General features: G+C 56.5%; 16 protein-coding genes. 8 read left to right on the top strand and 8 right to left on the bottom strand.

The window, feature by feature from the left end; genetic code table 11:
* Window positions 1-4 precede the first annotated feature (4 nt).
* A complete protein-coding gene (locus AC236I_RS23440) occupies window positions 5-286 on the bottom strand; it encodes a YjcB family protein (protein ID WP_004856511.1) in 282 nt (93 codons plus the stop codon).
* 532 nt (window positions 287-818) lie between these two features.
* Between AC236I_RS23440 and AC236I_RS23435 the strand changes: the two genes are divergently transcribed.
* The gene (locus AC236I_RS23435) at window positions 819-2402 is read left to right on the top strand and encodes an EAL domain-containing protein (RefSeq protein ID WP_044023572.1); all 1584 of its coding nucleotides are present in this window, start codon (window positions 819-821) and stop codon (window positions 2400-2402) included.
* A 4-nt stretch (window positions 2403-2406) separates the two neighbouring features.
* Here the strand turns inward: AC236I_RS23435 and soxS are convergent, their stop codons facing one another.
* Window positions 2407-2736, bottom strand: coding sequence for a superoxide response transcriptional regulator SoxS (gene soxS, locus AC236I_RS23430; RefSeq protein ID WP_004856516.1), 330 nt, complete (start codon window positions 2734-2736; stop codon window positions 2407-2409).
* A gap of 85 nt (window positions 2737-2821) precedes the next feature.
* On the opposite strand from soxS, the gene soxR reads away from it, so the two are divergent.
* From soxR to AC236I_RS23410, 4 genes are all read left to right on the top strand, one after another.
* Window positions 2822-3283: a redox-sensitive transcriptional activator SoxR gene (gene soxR / locus AC236I_RS23425; RefSeq protein ID WP_004856518.1), complete on the top strand. Its 462-nt coding sequence runs from the start codon at window positions 2822-2824 to the stop codon at window positions 3281-3283.
* A 257-nt stretch (window positions 3284-3540) separates the two neighbouring features.
* Window positions 3541-4206 (top strand): glutathione S-transferase family protein, encoded by a 666-nt coding sequence (locus AC236I_RS23420; protein WP_128319175.1) that lies wholly within the window; start codon window positions 3541-3543, stop codon window positions 4204-4206.
* Window positions 4207-4597: 391 nt separating this feature from the next.
* On the top strand, window positions 4598-5947 hold the full coding sequence (locus AC236I_RS23415) for an NCS2 family permease (RefSeq protein ID WP_004856522.1): 1350 nt from the start codon (window positions 4598-4600) through the stop codon (window positions 5945-5947).
* Between the two features lie 273 nt (window positions 5948-6220).
* Window positions 6221-7867, top strand: a complete 1647-nt coding sequence (locus AC236I_RS23410; protein WP_004856523.1) for a Na+/H+ antiporter — start codon at window positions 6221-6223, stop codon at window positions 7865-7867.
* A 100-nt stretch (window positions 7868-7967) separates the two neighbouring features.
* On the opposite strand, the gene AC236I_RS23405 is transcribed toward AC236I_RS23410, so the two are convergent.
* Window positions 7968-8849 (bottom strand): LysR family transcriptional regulator, encoded by an 882-nt coding sequence (locus AC236I_RS23405; protein WP_004856526.1) that lies wholly within the window; start codon window positions 8847-8849, stop codon window positions 7968-7970.
* 103 nt (window positions 8850-8952) lie between these two features.
* On the opposite strand from AC236I_RS23405, the gene AC236I_RS23400 reads away from it, so the two are divergent.
* A complete protein-coding gene (locus AC236I_RS23400; RefSeq protein ID WP_004856528.1) occupies window positions 8953-9363 on the top strand; it encodes a CidA/LrgA family protein in 411 nt (136 codons plus the stop codon).
* Window positions 9356-10045: an LrgB family protein gene (locus AC236I_RS23395; RefSeq protein WP_004856530.1), complete on the top strand. Its 690-nt coding sequence runs from the start codon at window positions 9356-9358 to the stop codon at window positions 10043-10045. The genes AC236I_RS23400 and AC236I_RS23395 overlap by 8 nt, the downstream gene beginning before the upstream one ends.
* A 33-nt stretch (window positions 10046-10078) precedes the next feature.
* Here the strand turns inward: AC236I_RS23395 and actP are convergent, their stop codons facing one another.
* The 3 genes from actP to acs all read right to left on the bottom strand — a co-directional run bounded on the left by actP (window position 10079) and on the right by acs (window position 14181).
* The gene (actP, locus tag AC236I_RS23390) at window positions 10079-11728 is read right to left on the bottom strand and encodes a cation/acetate symporter ActP (RefSeq protein ID WP_004856532.1); all 1650 of its coding nucleotides are present in this window, start codon (window positions 11726-11728) and stop codon (window positions 10079-10081) included.
* Complete coding sequence (locus AC236I_RS23385; protein WP_004856533.1) at window positions 11725-12039, bottom strand: DUF485 domain-containing protein; 315 nt, start codon at window positions 12037-12039, stop codon at window positions 11725-11727. The genes actP and AC236I_RS23385 overlap by 4 nt, the downstream gene beginning before the upstream one ends.
* Before the next feature lie 183 nt (window positions 12040-12222).
* Window positions 12223-14181 (bottom strand): acetate--CoA ligase, encoded by a 1959-nt coding sequence (gene acs / locus AC236I_RS23380; protein WP_213894879.1) that lies wholly within the window; start codon window positions 14179-14181, stop codon window positions 12223-12225.
* Between the two features lie 411 nt (window positions 14182-14592).
* On the opposite strand from acs, the gene gltP reads away from it, so the two are divergent.
* A complete protein-coding gene (gltP, locus tag AC236I_RS23375; RefSeq protein ID WP_004856537.1) occupies window positions 14593-15906 on the top strand; it encodes a glutamate/aspartate:proton symporter GltP in 1314 nt (437 codons plus the stop codon).
* A gap of 227 nt (window positions 15907-16133) precedes the next feature.
* Here gltP and AC236I_RS23370 read toward each other — a convergent pair whose 3' ends face one another.
* Both AC236I_RS23370 and fdhF read right to left on the bottom strand, forming a co-directional pair.
* Entirely contained in the window at window positions 16134-16817 is a 684-nt protein-coding gene (locus AC236I_RS23370) for a tetratricopeptide repeat protein (protein ID WP_004856540.1), read from the bottom strand.
* Between the two features lie 169 nt (window positions 16818-16986).
* Window positions 16987-19134, bottom strand: coding sequence for a formate dehydrogenase subunit alpha (gene fdhF, locus AC236I_RS23365; protein WP_080636366.1), 2148 nt, complete (start codon window positions 19132-19134; stop codon window positions 16987-16989).
* Window positions 19135-19226 lie beyond the last annotated feature (92 nt).

Raw genomic sequence — 19226 nt, 5'->3', positions numbered from 1 at the left:
ATTATCAGGTCATGACCATCGGCCATTGGGGGGGCGTCTGACTCATGACTTCGATCATGACGTCTTTGATATTGCCCCAGATTTTCGCGATATCCAGCAGCGTGATCCCCAACAAGCCGGTGGCGAACCAGCAGGCCGCCACCAGGCCGATGCAGCTACAAATAACGGCTAAACCGGCATAGTCACTTTTGCGTAGCTGAATGTTCATCGAGCTGGCCAAAAACATCAGAACCGCGCTCACCAGCGGCCAGCGCAAAAGTATGACACTGGTAGTTATGGAAGCCATCAACCTCATCCTCAAAGAAAATCGGCTGCCTTTGACAACCTGGCGAGACTGACGATGACGTGGCGCTCTGGCTATCTACGGGCAATCAGGAGAATAATGAAACATTGTTCTTGTTTCATCAAGTTGTGTGAACTATATCACATTTGCTGTTTTATTCACCAGCCCAAAATGCGCGTTTTTGGTGGTTTTTAAAGCCGTGTTTTTATTGTGGATAATGAGGGTGGGGGCATTTTACCGCGACCTCAAACAGGCAACCTGATTTTCGCGGCGTCCGGTTTCTTTTTTGTGCTCGTTATCTACGGCTTTTATTACATATTCTTGCCGATCGGACGGATAAACCGAATCAGCGAACGACACTGTTTTTATAATGCCGAGAGTGTTTCTCGATTCTCTGCGAAATTAGTATTATTCATCATTATTGAGGGTGGGGTTTTTACATCAAACGACTGGTTGCTGAAAATAGTCTCTGTTGTATAACAACGAGTGTGATCTTTTACCGTGATAAGGCATATCGTATGGATAAAAAACGGAAATGAATCGTCGCACATTGCACAACGTGTTGAGAATATTGGGAGTGACGCTGGTGGTTCTGCTCCCCGTCGTGCTGGCGCTGTGGTTTGCGCAAATCAGAGCCAAAGCCGAAACCTCCGACCGGCTTCATGCATTTTCACAACTGGCGCTACAGAAAACGGAAATGGTTGTTTATGAAGCCGATCGCGCGCGTGAAAAAGCCTTGCAGTTTAAGGGGACAATATGCTCTTTCGCACATCAGCAATATATGTTGTCGGTTGTTCGCAGCCTGCTTTATGTCGATGATTTAATTTATGCCGACGGTACGCGTTTGTTTTGCTCGACTGCTGTCCGCCCCGATACCGCATGGCGTATTCCGCCGGCGAATTATACAAAAAAGCCGGATATCGCTATCTACTACTATCGCGATACGCCTTTCTATCCCGGTTTTGCGATGAACTATATGCAGCGAGGGCACTACATTGCGGTTATTAATCCGCTCTCCTACAGTTCGTTAATATCGAGTGATAAAGATTTATCCTACGGTTTGTACGATACAAAAACGAATCAGTTTTTTTCCACCAGTAAAAATGCCGACCCCGCGGTACTGCATGGTCTGATTCGTCAGGAAGATGCCTTTTTTCGGCACGGTAACCGGGTGTACACCGTGGCTCATTCCGCCATCCGCCCGATCGCCGTGATTATGTCTACCTCATACGCCAGTTATTACCAGAGCTTTTATGATCAGGTGACGCTCACCCTGCCGCTGGGGGGGATTTGCAGCATTTTGATCTTACTGGTGTGGTGGCGCACCCGGCAGCAATACCATTCGCCGCGAAATATGCTGCAACGCGCGCTCAATCGGCGTCAGCTGTGCCTGCATTATCAGCCGATAATCGATATTGAAAATAACCGCTGCGTCGGAGCCGAAGCGCTGCTGCGCTGGCCGGGATTTGACGGGCCGGTGATGACGCCGGCGGAGTTTATCCCTCTGGCGGAAAATGAAGGGATGATTGCGCAGGTTACCGATTACGTGGTGGATGAGTTATTTTCCGAACTCGGGGAGTTTTTGGCCGGGCATCCGCATCTGTATATTGCGATTAACCTGTCGGCCACCGATTTCCACTCTTCGCGGCTCATTGCCCAAATCGGTGAAAAGGCGCGGAGCTATGCGGTGAATATCGATCAAATTAAAATTGAAGTCACCGAGCGCGGATTTATTGACGTGCAGAAAACGATGCCGGTCATCCAGGCATTCCGCGAAGCCGGGTATGAAATTGCTATTGATGACTTCGGCACCGGCTATTCCAATCTGTATAATCTCCACTCGCTTAACGTGGATATCCTGAAGATCGATAAATCGTTTATCGATACGCTCACTACCAATAGCACCAGCTACACGATCGCCGAGCATATTATTGAAATGGCCCGCAGCCTGCATTTAAAGACCGTTGCCGAAGGCGTCGAAACGGCGGACCAGGTTAACTGGCTGCGAAAACGCGGGGTCCGGTATTGTCAGGGCTGGCACTTTGCGAAAGCGATGCCGCCACAGGAGTTCAGGCAGTGGCTGGCCAACGCTCCCGGGCTGCTCAGCCCTTGCATGTGAACGCTCAGGCGGAAATTTGATGACGATAATCGCTGGGGGTACGATCGAACTCCCGACGGAATACCCGTGAGAACGTCTGCTGCGACACATAGCCCAGATCCATCGCAATATCAAAGATCGGTCGCTGGGTTGTCCGAAGCGCCTCTGCGGCCAGCAACAGCCGGCGCTGGCGGATGTAATCGCCCAGCGTTTGATGCATCACGGCGCGGAACATCCGCTGGAGGTACCATTTTGAATACCCGGATTTTCTGGCGACTACATCAATGTTAAGTGGTTGATCGATATGTTCATCAATCCATTCAATAAGCGTTTGGATAATATCCTGATGGGACATAAAGCGGCCTCTCTCAATTCTCGATTCGTCGTTTTGTCTGCGGGCGAGTATAATTCCTCAAGTTAACTTGAGGTAAAGCGCTTTTATGGAAAAGAAATCCCCCCGTATTAAAATGCTGTTGACCCCCGGTGAGGTGGCAAAGCGTACCGGCGTTGCCGTCTCCGCCCTGCATTTCTATGAAAGCAAAGGGTTAATTCACAGCCAGCGTAATGCCGGTAATCAGCGGCGCTATCGCCGCGATGTGCTGCGCGCGGTGGCAATCATCAAGATTGCCCAACGAATCGGCATTCCGCTGTCGACCATTGGTGATGCCTTCGGCGTGTTGCCGGAAGGGCATAACCTCAGCGCGAAGGAGTGGAAACAGCTCTCATCGCAGTGGCGGGAGGAGCTTGATCGGCGTATTCATACCCTGACCGCGCTGCGCGACCAGCTGGATGGCTGTATCGGCTGCGGCTGTCTGTCGCGACGCGACTGCCCGCTGCGCAACCCGGGAGATAAGCTGGGTGAAGAGGGGACCGGCGCGCGGCTGCTGGAGGATGACGTATAAAACTAAAGCGCCACAACAGGGCGCTTTAGTTGTTTTCCGGTCTTTGTCTTTAATACTATCCTGGTCGTTCGCAGGAGGGTTTCCCCCGACGTCGGCTCACCTCGGTATTGCGCAAGATGTTGATGGAGGTTCCGGATTGCGCCGACAACTTAATTGTGGCACAGCCCGGCTTTTTCACCCGTTTATTTCGGCGAAATTTTTCCGCCAATCGCCGTCAGTTCCTATAGTTAATTTGAACGAATTACGGGAGGACCTCCATGCTGACGGTACATCATCTCAATCAATCGCGATCCCAGCGCGTGCTGTGGGCGCTTGAAGAACTCCAGTTGCCTTATCGCATTGTCAGCTACCAGCGGGAAAAAAATATGCTGGCGCCGCCAGCGTTAAAGCAGATCCACCCGCTCGGAAAATCCCCGGTGGTGGAAGATAACGGCAACGTGCTGGCGGAATCGGGCGCCATCCTGGAGTACCTGCAGGAAACCTACGATAGCGACCAACGGTTCAGACCGCAGGCGATGGCGGATAAGCTGCAATACCGTTTCTGGCTGCACTATGCCGAGGGTTCACTGATGCCGCTGATGTTGATGAAACTGGTGTTTGCCAGCCTCGGTAAACCGCCCATTCCGCTCGGAATGCGCACGCTGGGCAATGCCCTGGGCAAAGGGGTACAGAAGGCCTGGCTGGACCGGCAAATCGCCACGCACGCTCGCTATATTGAGGATCATCTCTCCCGTCAGCCGTGGTTTGCCGGCGCGCAGCTCAGCATGGCCGATATCCAGATGAGCTTTCCGGTCATGGCGCTGCTGGCGCGCGGCGGCATCAAGGATCTGCCGCGGATCGGACAGTGGGTGCAGCGTATAGAGCAACGTCCGGCCTGGCAGAAAGCGATTGAACGCGGCGGCCCGTTCACCCTGCCGGAATGAGGTAGTGATTTTTGTGATGACCGCGGTGAATTGCTATCAGCGCAATACAAAAATGTTACCGGATTGCGCATAGACGACAACGTTTGCGCATCGGCTGGTTATTTCATGAACGCCATAAGCAAAATTTAGCGAATTAACACAAACTTCAGTTGAAAAGGCCCGTCTAAAGGCTGGATAATCGTTTGCCTTTGTATTTTGCTCGCTATTTATCCCTGTTCTGGGGGGAGCAAATACATTCTGACCACCGTTATTGTATGCGCGGAGTTAAACGTTTGCTTTTTTGCAGCCCCCCTGGCGCTGCGAGGTCGCACAAGGAGATCGCGTTTAGCTGGCAGTGGATGGTCCACCACGCATACGGACGAACGATTAAAATTTTCAGGGGAAGTTTTCTATGTCTACGCCTTCAGCGCGTACCGGCGGTTCATTAGACGCCTGGTTTAAAATTTCAGCTCGTGGCAGCTCCGTTCGTCAGGAGATTGTTGCCGGTTTAACCACCTTCCTGGCGATGGTGTACTCGGTCATTGTTGTCCCGGGCATGTTGGGTAAAGCCGGGTTTCCTCCGGCAGCCGTGTTCGTCTCCACTTGTCTGGTCGCCGGCGTAGGCTCTCTGGTGATGGGGCTGTGGGCAAACCTGCCGCTGGCCATCGGCTGTGCTATTTCGCTGACCGCGTTCACCGCCTTCAGCCTGGTGCTGGGGCAGCACATCAGTATTCCGGTTGCGCTGGGCGCCGTGTTCCTGATGGGCGTGCTGTTTACCATTATCTCCGCCACCGGTATTCGTAGCTGGATCCTGCGCAATTTACCGCAGGGCGTTGCGCACGGCACCGGGATAGGTATCGGCCTGTTTCTGCTGCTGATCGCCGCCAACGGCGTGGGCCTGGTGATTAAAAACCCGCTGGACGGTTTGCCGGTGGCGCTGGGTCACTTCAACAGCTTCCCGGTGATTATGTCGCTGGTGGGGCTGGCGGTGATTATTGGTCTCGAAAAAATGAAAGTGCCGGGCGGTATTCTGCTGACCATTATCGGCATTTCGATCGTCGGGCTGATTTTTGACCCGAGCGTTCATTTCTCCGGTATTTTCGCGATGCCGTCGCTGAGCGACGACAAAGGCAACTCGCTGATTGGCAGCCTCGATATCATCGGCGCGCTGAACCCGGTAGTTCTGCCAAGCGTTCTGGCGCTGGTGATGACGGCGGTATTTGATGCCACCGGCACTATTCGCGCCGTGGCGGGGCAGGCAAACCTGCTGGATAAAGACGGGCAGATTATCAACGGCGGTAAAGCCTTGACCACCGACTCCCTGAGCAGCGTCTTCTCCGGCGTGGTCGGGGCGGCGCCGGCGGCGGTGTATATCGAATCCGCGGCAGGTACTGCGGCGGGCGGCAAAACCGGCCTCACCGCGGTGACCGTTGGCGTGCTGTTCCTGCTGATTCTGTTCCTCTCCCCGCTCTCTTATCTGGTACCTGCGTATGCCACGGCGCCAGCGCTGATGTACGTCGGTCTGCTGATGCTGAGCAACGTGGCGAAAATCGATTTTAATGATTTCGTCGATGCGATGGCCGGGCTTATCACCGCGGTCTTTATTGTGCTGACCTGTAACATCGTAACCGGCATCATGATTGGCTTTGCCGCCCTGGTCATTGGCCGTCTGGTGTCCGGCGAGTGGCGCAAGCTGAATCTGGGAACCGTTATCATCGCGGCCGCGCTGGTGATCTTCTACGCCGGTGGGTGGGCTATTTAAGCTTTTCTTGCGAATAGCGGGCGGCTCAGGCCGCCCGCTTTATTTTTAAGCCACATCCTGTTTCCTTTTGCGTTAATCTGAGTAGCGTATTATCCAGAGACATGACGCCTCCGGTGTATACCCGTCATACTTCAAGTTGCATGAGCGTTGGCTGTCCTCGCTCACCCCAGCCACTTACTTCAGTAAGTTCCTGGGGATTCCCTGCGTCGCCGCCTGCCTGCAACTCGAATTATTGAGGGTATAAAATAAGAAAACCCAGCAAACAGGGAACACATGGAAATATTCTTCACCATACTCATTATGACCCTCGTGGTCTCTCTCTCCGGGGTGGTTACACGCGTACTGCCCTTTCAGGTTCCACTACCACTGATGCAAATCGCCATTGGCGCGCTGTTGGCGTGGCCGACGTTTGGTTTGCATGTTGAATTCGACCCCGAGCTGTTCCTGGTCCTGTTTATCCCGCCGCTGCTTTTTGCCGACGGCTGGAAGACGCCGACCCGTGAATTTATTGAGCACGGACGAGAAATCCTCGGGCTGGCGCTGGCGCTGGTGCTGGTGACGGTGGTAGGTATTGGCTTCCTCATTTACTGGATCGTGCCGGGTATTCCGCTGATTCCCGCCTTTGCCCTGGCGGCGGTGCTGTCACCGACCGATGCCGTGGCGCTGTCAGGTATCGTGGGCGAAGGGCGCATTCCGAAAAAAATTATGGGAATTTTGCAGGGCGAGGCGTTGATGAACGATGCCTCCGGCCTGGTCTCGCTGAAGTTTGCCGTCGCCGTGGCGATGGGCACGATGGTCTTTACCGTCGGCGGTGCCACGGTCGAGTTCCTCAAGGTCGCCATCGGCGGTATCCTCGCCGGGTTTGTCGTGAGCTGGCTGTATGGTCGTTCGATGCGCTTCCTCAGCCGCTGGGGCGGCGACGAGCCGGCGACGCAGATTGTTCTGCTGTTCCTGCTGCCGTTTGCCTCCTACCTGATCGCGGAACATATCGGTGTATCCGGGATCCTGGCGGCGGTGGCGGCGGGGATGACCATCACCCGTTCCGGCGTGATGCGCACCGCGCCGCTGGCCATGCGTCTGCGTGCGAACAGTACCTGGGCGATGCTGGAATTTGTCTTTAACGGCATGGTCTTCCTGCTGTTGGGTCTGCAGCTGCCGGACATTCTGTCAACGTCGCTGGTGGCGGCGGAAGCGGATCCTAATGTTGAAACCTGGATGCTGTTTACCGACATTATCCTGATCTACGCCGCGCTGATGCTGGTGCGTTTTGGCTGGCTGTGGACGATGCGCAAATTAAGCCAGCGTTTCCTGAAGAGGAAACCGATGGAATTTGGCTCGTGGACCACTCGTGAACTGCTGATCTCCTCCGTTGCCGGGGTACGCGGGGCGATAACCCTCGCCGGTGTGCTGTCGATTCCGCTGCTGCTGCCTGACGGTAACGTCTTCCCGGCCCGCTATGAGCTGATCTTTTTGGCCGCCGGGGTGATTCTGTTCTCGCTGTTTGTCGGGGTGATTGCGCTACCGATTTTGCTCCGCCACATTGAGTCGAGCGACCATGTTCAGCAGCGTAAAGAAGAGCGGCTGGCGCGCGCGGCGACGGCAGATGTGGCGATTGTCGCGATTCAGAAAATGGAGGAGCGTCTGGCGGCTGACACCAAAGAGAATATTGATAACCAGCTGCTGACCGAGGTCAGTTCGCGGGTGATTGGTAATCTGCGCCGCCGCGTCGACGGACGCAACGATGTCGAAACCTCCATCCTCGAAGAGCAGCTTGAGCGTCGGTTCCGCCTGGCGGCGCTGCGTTCAGAACGCGGAGAGCTGTATCATCTTCGTGCGACCCGGCAGATCAGCAATGAAACGCTGCAGAAGCTGCTCCACGACCTTGACCTGCTGGAAGCGCTGCTAATCGAAGATCAGTAGCAGCGTACCGCTTCCCCGGCGGCGCTACGCTGGCCGGGCGATGAATTCAGTATGACTGTTTTTGTCGCCCGGCCAGGCGCAACGCGCCGCCTCCGGGCACTCACTCCAGCCAGAACGCCTTACTGCATTCCAGCCACGCCTGCGCGCTGTGCGACAGATAAACGCCTTCCCGCCAGATCATCCCCAGTTCCCAGTGCAACTCACTCTGCAGCGGTATCCAGCAAAAATTCTGCGCGTCGAGACGTTCGCAGATCGGTTGCGGCAGTATGGCCACGCCGATGCCCGCCTGCACCATGGCCGCGAGGAAGTCCCACTGTCCGCTGCGCACCGCGATGCGGGGCTTCACATCATGACAGGTAAACAGCGCCATCAGCTGCCGGCTCAGCGCGAAATCTTCGTTATAAATGACCAGGGGATGGGCGGCGAGGGCTTCCGGCGAGAGTGACTGAACGTTTTCCCACGCCTCGGTTCTCGGCGTCAGCACGCACAGCGGATGGTTGAAGAGCGGCAGCGTGCTCAGGCCGCTGTCTTCGTCTACCGGCAGCGCCGTCATGGCGAGATCCAGTTCGCCGTTGCTCACCGCCTGCTGAACCGTCAGTCCGCCGAACTCAGCAATTTTCAGCTCCACGCCCGGGTAGCGCTGGCGAAACAGGCCGATCGGTTCTGCCATCAGCATCCCGACCATCGGCGGAATCCCCAGTCTCAGGATCCCTTTGTGCAGGTGATTAATATCGCTCAGCTCCGATTCCAGCTGATGAAATTCCCCCAGAATCGCCTGCCCACGCTCAAAAACAACCCGACCGGTATCGGTCAACAGGAGCCGGCGGCCATCGCGAATCAACAGGGTGCAGTTCAGCTCATCTTCCAGATTTTTGAGCATTTTGCTGATCGTGGGCTGTGTGACGAAAAGTTTTTCCGCGGCGCGCGTAAAACTCTGCTGACGCACCACTTCGACAAAATAGCGCAGCGTTCGGATATCCATAATTATTCCCAGAGACTATACCTGTGATGATTTTAATTCATTTCTGTCCGCTCAGGCGGCTCTCTATACTGCACACCTCGCTTCTTTTTCAGGAATTTCGCTCATGGCCTTCGCGCCAGCTCGTGTGACCCCCTTCGTTGTACAGCGCCTCCAGGTCCCGGTTCAGGTGCTGATTTATGCCGGATTGTTCGTTTGCGCTGAATATTTGGTTAACTGGCTGCATCTACCGCTGCCGGCGAACCTGGTCGGTATGTTGATGCTATTGGCGCTGATTGTCTGTCGGGTTATCCCGCTAAAATGGGTGCGGGCGGGCGCGCGCTGGCTGCTGGCGGAAATGCTGCTGTTCTTTGTTCCGGCAGTGGTGGCGGTGGTCAACTATACCCAGCTGCTGATGGTCGATGGCTGGCGGATCATGCTGGTGATTGCGCTGAGTACCCTGATGGTGCTGGGGGCTACGGCATGGGTGGTGGATAAAGTGTATCGCTATGAAGTCAGCCGGATGAAGCATGAGTGATTTTCAACTGAGCGTCCTGTGCCTGGTTGTGACGCTGGCACTCTATTTCGCCAATAAGCGCCTGTATCGCCGCTTCCACAGGCTGCCGCTGATGCCGCTGGTGTTTACCCCGATACTGCTGGTGCTGATTCTGGTGTTTGGCCACATTTCCTATCAGAACTATATGGGCGAGGCCCATTGGTTGTTATGGCTGTTGGGGCCTGCAACTATCGCGTTTGCCGTCCCGGTATATGACAACCTCGCGGTCATTAAACGGCACTGGATGTCGCTGACCGCAGGGGTGACGACGGCAGTGGTGGTCGCGGTGACCAGCTCCGTGTGGCTGGCGCGACTGTTTACGCTGCCGGATGAGATTCAGCGTAGCCTGGCGGTGCGTTCGATCACGACGCCGTTTGCGCTGGCCGCGGCAAAACCGATCGGCGGTCAGCCGGAGCTGGTGGCGCTGTTTGTGGTGATCACCGGCGTGTTTGGCATGGCGGTGGGCGATGCGCTGTTTATGCGGCTCGCCATTCGTGAAGGGATGGCAAAAGGCGCTGGGTTTGGCGCCGCCTCGCACGGCGCAGGCACCGCCCGTTCATATGAGCTGGGGCCGCAGGAAGGGGTGGTGGCTAGCCTGGTGATGATGTTGTCTGGCGTGGTGATGGTACTGGCGGCACCGCTGGTGCGCCTGCTGATGTTTTAATGTTCCCCGGCCGGGCGGCCGGGGAGGGTCAGGTTAGTGCGCCTGGCCGCGTTCGATACCAATCCCGGTTTGCGAACGGATAAACTGAGCGCGGAACTGCTCACGCTCGCGCATCCCTTCCGCCGAGTTGTCGGTGGCGGAGAAAATCCAGATACCGATAAAGGCGATAGCGATAGAGAACAGCGCCGGATACTCATACGGGAATATCGCCTTTTCGTGGCCGAGGATCTGGACCCAAATCGTCGGGCCAAGGATCATCAGAATCACGGCGGTCAGCAGCCCAAGCCAGCCGCCCACCATGGCCCCGCGAGTGGTCAGCTTCGACCAGTACATCGACAGCAGTATGATCGGGAAGTTACAGCTGGCGGCGATGGAGAAGGCCAGACCCACCATGAAGGCGATGTTCTGATTTTCAAACAAAATCCCCAGCAGAATCGCCACGACGCCCAGCACCAGAACGGTGATTTTCGAAACCCGCAGCTCATCGCGCTCGCTGGCGCCTTTGCGGAAGACGTTAGCATACAGGTCGTGAGAAACCGCCGATGCGCCCGCCAGCGTCAAGCCGGCGACCACCGCCAGAATAGTGGCGAAGGCGACCGCTGAAATAAAGCCGAGGAACAGGTTGCCGCCTACCGCATCGGCCAGGTGTACCGCCGCCATATTATTGCCGCCGATCAGCACGCCCGCGGAATCTTTGAACGCGGGATTTGCGCCCACCAGCATGATCGCGCCGAAGCCGATGATAAAGGTCAGGATATAGAAGTAGCCCATAAACCCGGTGGCGTAGAACACGCTCTTACGCGCTTCTTTCGCATCGCTCACGGTGAAGAAACGCATCAGAATGTGCGGCAGACCGGCGGTACCGAACATCAGACCGAGACCGAGCGACAGCGCCGATATCGGGTCTTTCACCAGTCCGCCTGGGCTCATAATCGCCGCCCCTTTCGGATGCACCGCCATCGCTTCACTGAACAGGTTGTTGAAGCTGAAGCCGACGTGCTTCATGACCATGAAGGCCATAAAGCTGGCGCCGCACAGCAGCAGGACGGCCTTGATAATCTGCACCCAGGTGGTGGCGAGCATGCCGCCGAAGAGGACGTAGAGCACCATCAGCACGCCGACCAGTACCACCGCGACGTGGTAGTTCAGGCCGAACAGCAGTTGAATCAGCTTGCCTGCGCCGACCATCTGAGCAATCAAATACAGCGCCACCACCACCAGCGAACCGCAGGCGGAGAGGGTACGAATCGGCCCCTGCTTAAGGCGATAGGAGGCGACGTCAGCGAAGGTGTAGCGCCCGAGGTTACGCAGGCGCTCGGCGATCAGGAACAGAATTATCGGCCAGCCGACCAGGAAACCGAGGGAGTAAATCAGCCCGTCGTAGCCGGAGGTGTAGACCAGCGCGGAAATACCGAGGAAAGAGGCGGCCGACATAAAGTCGCCGGCAATCGCCAGCCCGTTCTGAAAACCGGTGATATTTCCGCCCGCGGTATAGTAATCGCTGCGTGAGCGAACGCGTTTTGACGCCCAGTAGGTGATATACAGCGTCAGGGCGACAAAGATCAGGAACATGACGATCGCCTGCCAGTTCGTCGGCTGGCGTTGTACCGCGCCGGTGATGGCGTCAGCGGCACTCGCGGTAAAAGGGAGCGTGGCGGCAATCGCCGTCAGGACTTTCTTCATGATGCGTGCACCTCGTTGATAACGCTTTTGGTCAGACGGTCAAAGTCTCCGTTAGCCCGCCAGACATAAATCCCGGTGAGGACAAAAGAGATAACGATAACGCCGATGCCGATCGGGATGCCTCGGGTGACGCTGGTGCCGGCATGCAGCGGCGTGCCCAGCCAGCCAGGGGCGAAAGCGATGAGTAGAATAAAGCCCACGTAGATCACCAACATAATCAGTGACAGGATGGCGGCAAACCTTTGCCGGGTTGCAACTAACTCCCTGAAATGCGCACTATCTTCTATCCGCTGACAAAGTTGCTCATTCATTACAGCGTCTCCAGAGGTACCCTTTTTGTCATCCGCGCGCTGACCGTCGGCAGCACTTATCCGCCCGGCAATGTGCTGTCGGGAAGAGAGGGTGCTTCCTGCTGTCCTGCTACGTGGAATCCTTAGGGCGTATGATTTATGTCCTCTCCCCTGACGGGGAGAGGGTGTAGGGAATGAGTCCGTTTACGACGGCATCGCAATAGCCTGCTTCTCTTCGAGCAGTTTTTCCACGACGCCCGGATCCGCCAGCGTTGACGTATCGCCGAGGTTGCTGGTATCGCCCGCGGCAATCTTGCGCAGGATACGACGCATGATCTTGCCCGAGCGGGTTTTCGGTAATGAATCGGTCCAGTGGAGCACGTCCGGCGTGGCCAGCGGGCCAATCTCTTTGCGTACCCAGTTGCGCACCTCCGCATACAGCTCCGGCGTCGGCTCTTCACCGTGATTGAGCGTGACGTAAGCGTAAATCGCCTGACCTTTGATGTTATGCGGAATACCGACCACGGCCGCTTCGGCGATTTTCGGATGCGATACCAGCGCCGATTCGATCTCTGCGGTCCCCAGACGATGGCCAGATACGTTCAGAACGTCGTCCACGCGGCCGGTGATCCAGAAGTAGCCATCTTCATCGCGACGAGCGCCGTCGCCGCTGAAATACATATTTTTGAAGGTGGAGAAGTAGGTCTGTTCAAAGCGCTCGTGGTCGCCGAACAGGGTTCGCGCCTGTCCCGGCCAGGAGTCGGCGATGGCCAGGTTACCTTCGGTCGCGCCCTCCAGCGGAGTGCCTTCATTGTCGACCAGCACCGGCTGCACGCCGAAGAACGGACGCGTGGCGGAACCCGCTTTCAGCTCAATGGCGCCCGGCAGCGGAGTAATCATGAAGCCACCGGTTTCAGTTTGCCACCAGGTATCCATCACCGGACATTTCTCGTTGCCAATCTTCTTCCAGTACCACTCCCAGGCTTCCGGGTTAATCGGCTCGCCGACCGAGCCCAGAATACGCAGAGAAGAGCGATCGGTGCCTTCGATGGCCTTATCGCCTTCCGCCATCAGCGCACGGATCGCCGTCGGCGCGGTGTAGAGAATATTGACCTTGTGCTTATCGACGACCTGACACATCCGCGCCGGCGTCGGCCAGTTCGGCACCCCTTCAAACATCAGCGTGGTGGCGCCGCAGGCCAGCGGGCCGTACAGCAGATAGCTGTGGCCGGTCACCCAGCCTACGTCGGCAGTACACCAGTAGATGTCGCCCGGATGGTAGTCGAAGACATATTTGAAGGTGGTGGCGGCATAGACCAGGTAGCCGCCGGTGGTGTGCAGCACCCCTTTGGGCTTACCGGTTGAACCGGAGGTATAGAGGATGAACAGCGGGTCTTCCGCATTCATCTCTTCCGGCTGGTGCTTGTCGCTGGCTTGCGCAATCAGGTCGCTCCACCACAGGTCGCGTCCTTCCTGCCAGTCGATTTTGCCGCCGGTGCGTTTAAGCACAACCACGTGCTCGATGCTTTTCACGTTCGGATTTTTTAACGCGTCGTCGACGTTCTTCTTCAACGGAATTGCGCGTCCGGCGCGCAGCCCTTCATCGGAAGTAATGACCAGACGCGAGTTCGAGTCAATGATACGTCCGGCAACCGCTTCGGGAGAAAAACCGCCGAAGATCACCGAGTGAATCGCGCCGATACGGGCGCAGGCCAGCATGGCGACGGCGGCTTCCGGCACCATTGGCATATAGATAGCGACGACATCGCCCTTTTTAATGCCGAGGTCGAGCAGGACGTTAGCAAAGCGGCAGACGTCGTGATGGAGCTCGCGATAAGTGATGTGTTTGCTCTGGCTGGCGTCGTCGCCTTCCCAGATAATCGCGGTCTGGTCGCCGCGTTCGGCCAGGTGGCGATCGAGGCAGTTAGCGGCAAGATTCAGCGTGCCGTCTTCATACCATTTAATAGAGACGTTGCCCGGAGCGAATGAGGTGTTCTTCACGCGCGTATAGGGCCGCATCCAGTCAAGGATTTTGCCTTGCTCACCCCAGAACGCATCCGGGTCGGTGACAGATTGGTGATACTGCGCCTTGTACTGTTCCGGGTTAATCAGGCAGCTGTCCGCAATGTTAGCGGGAATAGAGTGCTTATGTATTTGGCTCATGGCTTTTTTTCTCCTGTAGGTTGTTAAATATATGTCAAGTAAACGTTAAGAGTAGGGTCTTTCACGGCTTTGTTTGCTATTTGGGGGACAGATCACGCATTGATTCAACTGAATGAAAATCAATCAAATGAAACTTTGAAGTGAAATAATTTCAGAAATGTATTTATAGAAATGGAAGCTATGAAATTTTTTTTATAACAGATACTTATGCAACGGAAGTGGGGAAAGTTAGCGAATTTATGCAGAAACCCAGAGAAAAGCCCTGTTCTTAAACGCTTGCGTAGCATGCCGTGCAGATGATACTGATACCGCGCGTTAAAAAACCCCATAGAGCAACGCAACACAATTCATATCCCTTTCAGTGGGCATCATGACTTCCGGGAATGGTGCCTCTCATTGAGGAAGTCAGTAGTGAAGAAAAAAACAAAAGTCAGCCTGGCCTGGCAGATTTTGCTGGCCCTGGTGCTGGGTATTCTGCTGGGCAGCTATCTGCATTACCATGCCGACGGTCGTGATTGGTTAATTGCGAATTTCCTGACGCCAGCGGGCGATATCTTTATCCACCTGATCAAGATGATCGTCGTTCCGATTGTTATCTCGACGCTGGTTGTCGGGATTGCCGGCGTTGGCGACGCGAAGCAGCTGGGCCGAATCGGCGCGAAAACCATTATCTATTTTGAAGTGATCACCACCGTGGCGATCGTGCTGGGGATTACCCTGGCCAACGTCTTCCAGCCGGGTAGCGGCATTGATATGTCGCAGCTGGCCGCGGTGGATATTTCGAAATATCAAAGTACAACGGCAGAGGTGCAAAGCCACGCTCATGGCCTGATGGGAACGATACTGTCACTGGTGCCGACCAACATTGTCGCGTCGATGGCGAAAGGCGATATGCTGCCGATTATCTTCTTCTCGGTACTGTTCGGTCTGGGACTCTCTTCGCTGCCGGCGACCCATCGTGAACCGCTGGTGACCGTTTTCCGCTCCATTTCCGAAACCATGTTCAAAGTGACCCACATGGTGATGCGCTATGCGCCGGTCGGGGTGTTTGCGCTGATTTCGGTGACCGTTGCCACCTTTGGCTTCGCCTCGCTGTGGCCGCTGGCCAAACTGGTTATCCTGGTCTACTTCGCGATTCTGTTCTTCGCGCTGGTGGTGCTGGGGATCGTGGCGCGGGTATGCGGATTAAGTATCTGGATTCTGATCCGTATTCTGAAAGACGAGCTGATTCTGGCCTACTCCACCGCCAGCTCCGAGAGCGTACTACCGCGTATTATTGAGAAGATGGAAGCCTATGGCGCACCGGCTTCTATTACCAGCTTTGTCGTGCCGACCGGCTACTCGTTTAACCTCGATGGCTCAACGCTGTATCAGAGTATCGCGGCGATCTTTATTGCCCAGCTGTACGGTATTGACCTGTCGCTGTGGCAGGAAATCACCCTGGTACTGACGCTGATGGTAACTTCGAAAGGGATTGCCGGCGTGCCGGGCGTCTCCTTCGTGGTGCTGCTGGCGACGCTGGGGAGCGTAGGGATTCCGCTGGAAGGGCTGGCCTTTATTGCCGGCGTTGACCGTATCCTCGATATGGCGCGTACCGCGCTGAACGTGGTGGGCAATGCGCTGGCGGTGCTGGTGATTGCCAAGTGGGAGCACAAGTTTGACCGCAAGAAAGCGCTGGCCTATGAGCGTGAAGTGCTGGGCAAATTTGATAAAACGGCGCAATAAAATGCAAAGCCCGGCGCGACCGCGTCGGGCTCAGCGTGTTGACAAAGCGTGCTTAAATTGCCCGGCGGCGCTGCGCTTGCGCGGGCCGACAGAGCGTGTGCAAGTGTTGAGACTGCGGGTGTTGTAGGCCGGGTCAGGCGTCAGCCGCCACCCGGCAAAACGCGGGCACCGGGTTCCAACAGGTTTATCAACCGTCTCAAAGCCCGGCGCGACCGCCGGGCTTTTTCTTATCTTTTACTTATCCTGTCGAACTCTTCGCAGCCGGTATCAAACCCCTCCTGACAGCTGACATTGAGCCAGTGCAGCGCTTTCTGCTGGTTGGGTTCGATAAAGCCTTGTTCTCCCTGCAGGAACATCATCCCGGCCCAGTATTCGGCATAACCGGTACGGGACAGCGAGGAGCTGCGTTTAAAATAGTCCGTTGCCCTGGCGTCATCCTCTGTCATCTGGACGCCGCTGGCGTAAATCAGACCTAACAGCATCTGGGCGTCGACGGCGGAGTCGCTTTCCGGATCCTGGGCGGCATCCTGTAGCAGGGTGATGGCATGTGAATAGTCCGTCGGCCCGGCCTGATGGTTGACCAGCACGCGGGCCAGGATAATTTCGCCAGCCTTGCTGCCAACCTGCACCGCCTTCTCCGCCAGCTCTCTGGCCTGTTTGTAATCGGCCTGCTGCGGGTTGCGGATTTTCAGCTGGGCCAGTAGCGCCAGCGCATCCCCGTCACCGTTATCGGCCGATTTCTGCGCCCAGTATTCGGCCTGCTGATAATCACCGTAACTGACGTAGGTATCGGCAAGATAGTACTGCGCCCGCGGATCGCCGGCTTCCGCCTGGTGTTTGTACTGGCTGCCGGGATCCGTGGCACCCGCGGCAAGAGAGAACAGCATCAGAAGTAAATAGAGGTATTTCATTTTTTATTATCGGTCAGGAACACAGCGCGCAGTATAAAGGGAGGTGAAAAAGAAGAAAATGGCGGCGGCTGCCAGGTTCGATAAAAGTGGGCTGCGCCAGCTATCCCGCAACCCGGATGGCGAAAATGCGCCCCCGGCCAGCATTATGTGGCCGGGGGCGCCGTCTGCCTTAACCCATTGCGCTTTCGCGCAGGCGGGCTTTCAGCCTGGTGTACTCATCAATCACATACTGCTCGGCGGCGCGCTGGTCGGCGATGCGCTCAACGTTCACGGCACAGTACTTGTACTCCGGCGTTTTGGTTATCGGGCTTAAGTTCTCCGCTACCAGCTCATTACAGGCGCCAATCCACCACTGATAGGTCATATAGACCGCCCCTTTATTCGGCCGGTCGCTGACCTGCGCGCGGGTGATAATGCGGCCTTTACGTGAGTTCACCCACACCAGCGCCTCATCCTCAATACCCAGTCGCGCGGCATCGGCGGTATTGATTTGCGCATAGCCCGGTTCATCCGCCAGCGCGGCCAGCGCCGCGCAGTTGCCGGTCATGGAGCGGCACGAATAGTGGCCTACTTCCCGCACGGTGGAGAGCACCATCGGATACTCGTCGGTGAGCTTATCGATCGGCGCAACCCAGTCGCAGGTGAAGAACTGCGCCAGGCCGTTCGGGGTGTCGAACTTCTCTTTAAACAGATAAGAGGTCCCCTGGTCGGCGTCGGACTCATCGCGGCACGGCCACATCACGTAGCCCAGCTCGCCCATTTTCTCGTAGGTGGCGCCGTAAAAGTCCGGGCACAGATGCCGCAACTCGTCCCAGATCTCCTGGGTGTTGTTGTAGTGCATCGGATAGCCCATCCGGGTGGCGATTTCGCTGATGATCTGCCAGTCGGTTTTCAGGTCCCACTTCGGCTCTACCGCCTTAAAGAAGCGCTGGAAGCCGCGGTCCGCTGCGGTATAGACGCCTTCGTGCTCGCCCCACGAGGTGGACGGCAGGATAACGTCGGCCGCCGCGGCGGTTTTGGTCATGAAAATATCCTGGACAATCACCAGCTCCAGCTCTTCAAACGCTTTACGCACGGCAGAGAGTTCGGCGTCGGTCTGCAGCGGATCTTCGCCCATAATGTACGCTGCCCGTACTTCACCGTGCGCCGCGCGGTGCGGCAGCTCGCTGATGCGATAGCCGGTATGCGCCGGCAGGCTCCCGACGCCCCAGGCTCTGGCGAACTTCTCGCGGTTCTCCGGGAATTTCACGTATTGATAGCCCGGATAGGTGTCCGGCAGCGCCCCCATATCGCAGGCGCCCTGCACGTTGTTCTGGCCGCGCACCGGGTTGACGCCGGCGCTCGGCTTGCCGAGGTTGCCGGTGAGGATCGCCAGGCTGGTCAGCGAGCGCACGGTCTCCACGCCCTGATAGAACTGGGTCACGCCCATGCCCCACAGGATGGCGGCGGATTTCGCGCCGGCATACATCCGGGCACAGGCGCGGATCTCCTGCGCGCTGACGCCGGTGATGGCTTCCACCGACTCCGGCGTATAGCCTTCGACGATTTTACGATACTCCTCGAAGCCCTCAGAACGGCTGGCGACGAAGGATTTATCGTAGAGATCCTCTTCGATAATGACGTGGCCGATGGCGTTGAGCAGCGCGATGTTGGAGCCGTTTTTCAAGGCAATATGCATATCGGCAATGCGCGCGGTTTCAATCTTGCGCGGATCGCAGACGATAATCTTCGCCCCGTTGCGTTTGGCGTTAATGACGTGATTCGCCACAATAGGGTGTGAGTCGGCCGGATTGTAGCCGAAGATAAAGACGAGATCGGTGTTATCAATCTCCGTGATGGCATTACTCATGGCGCCATTACCGACCGACTGGTGCAGACCTGCAACCGAAGGGCCGTGTCAGACGCGAGCGCAGCAGTCGACGTTATTGGTACCAATAACGGCGCGCGCGAACTTTTGCATCACATAGTTGGTTTCGTTCCCCGTCCCGCGGGACGAGCCGGTGGTCTGAATGGCGTCCGGACCGTACTTCGCCTTAATGGCGCTGAGACGGGTCGCGACGTAGTCGAGCGCCTCCTCCCAGGAGACGGATTCCAGTTTTCCGCCACGCTGACGGCGGATCATAGGGGTTTTCAGGCGCGGGGTGAGGATTTGGGTATCGTTAATGAAATCCCAGCCATAATAGCCTTTCAGGCACAGGGTTCCCTGGTTGGTTTTCCCCTGTGCCGCCTCAGCCCGGACGATTTTGCCGTTATCGACCACCAGGTTGATTTTGCAACCTGATGCGCAATACGGGCAAACCGTGACGACTTTTTTCATCGGTCTTGCTCCAGTTCATCAATGGGCGCATATGCGCTATCACGCCGTCAATATGCATCTTCTATGCCATGTTTTCATTGTGGGTATTGACT

Source organism: Klebsiella sp. Sb-30 (assembly GCF_057652795.1).
The sequence above is the reverse complement of the archived record's forward strand: the minus strand, read 5'-3'. Positions and strand labels throughout refer to the sequence as shown.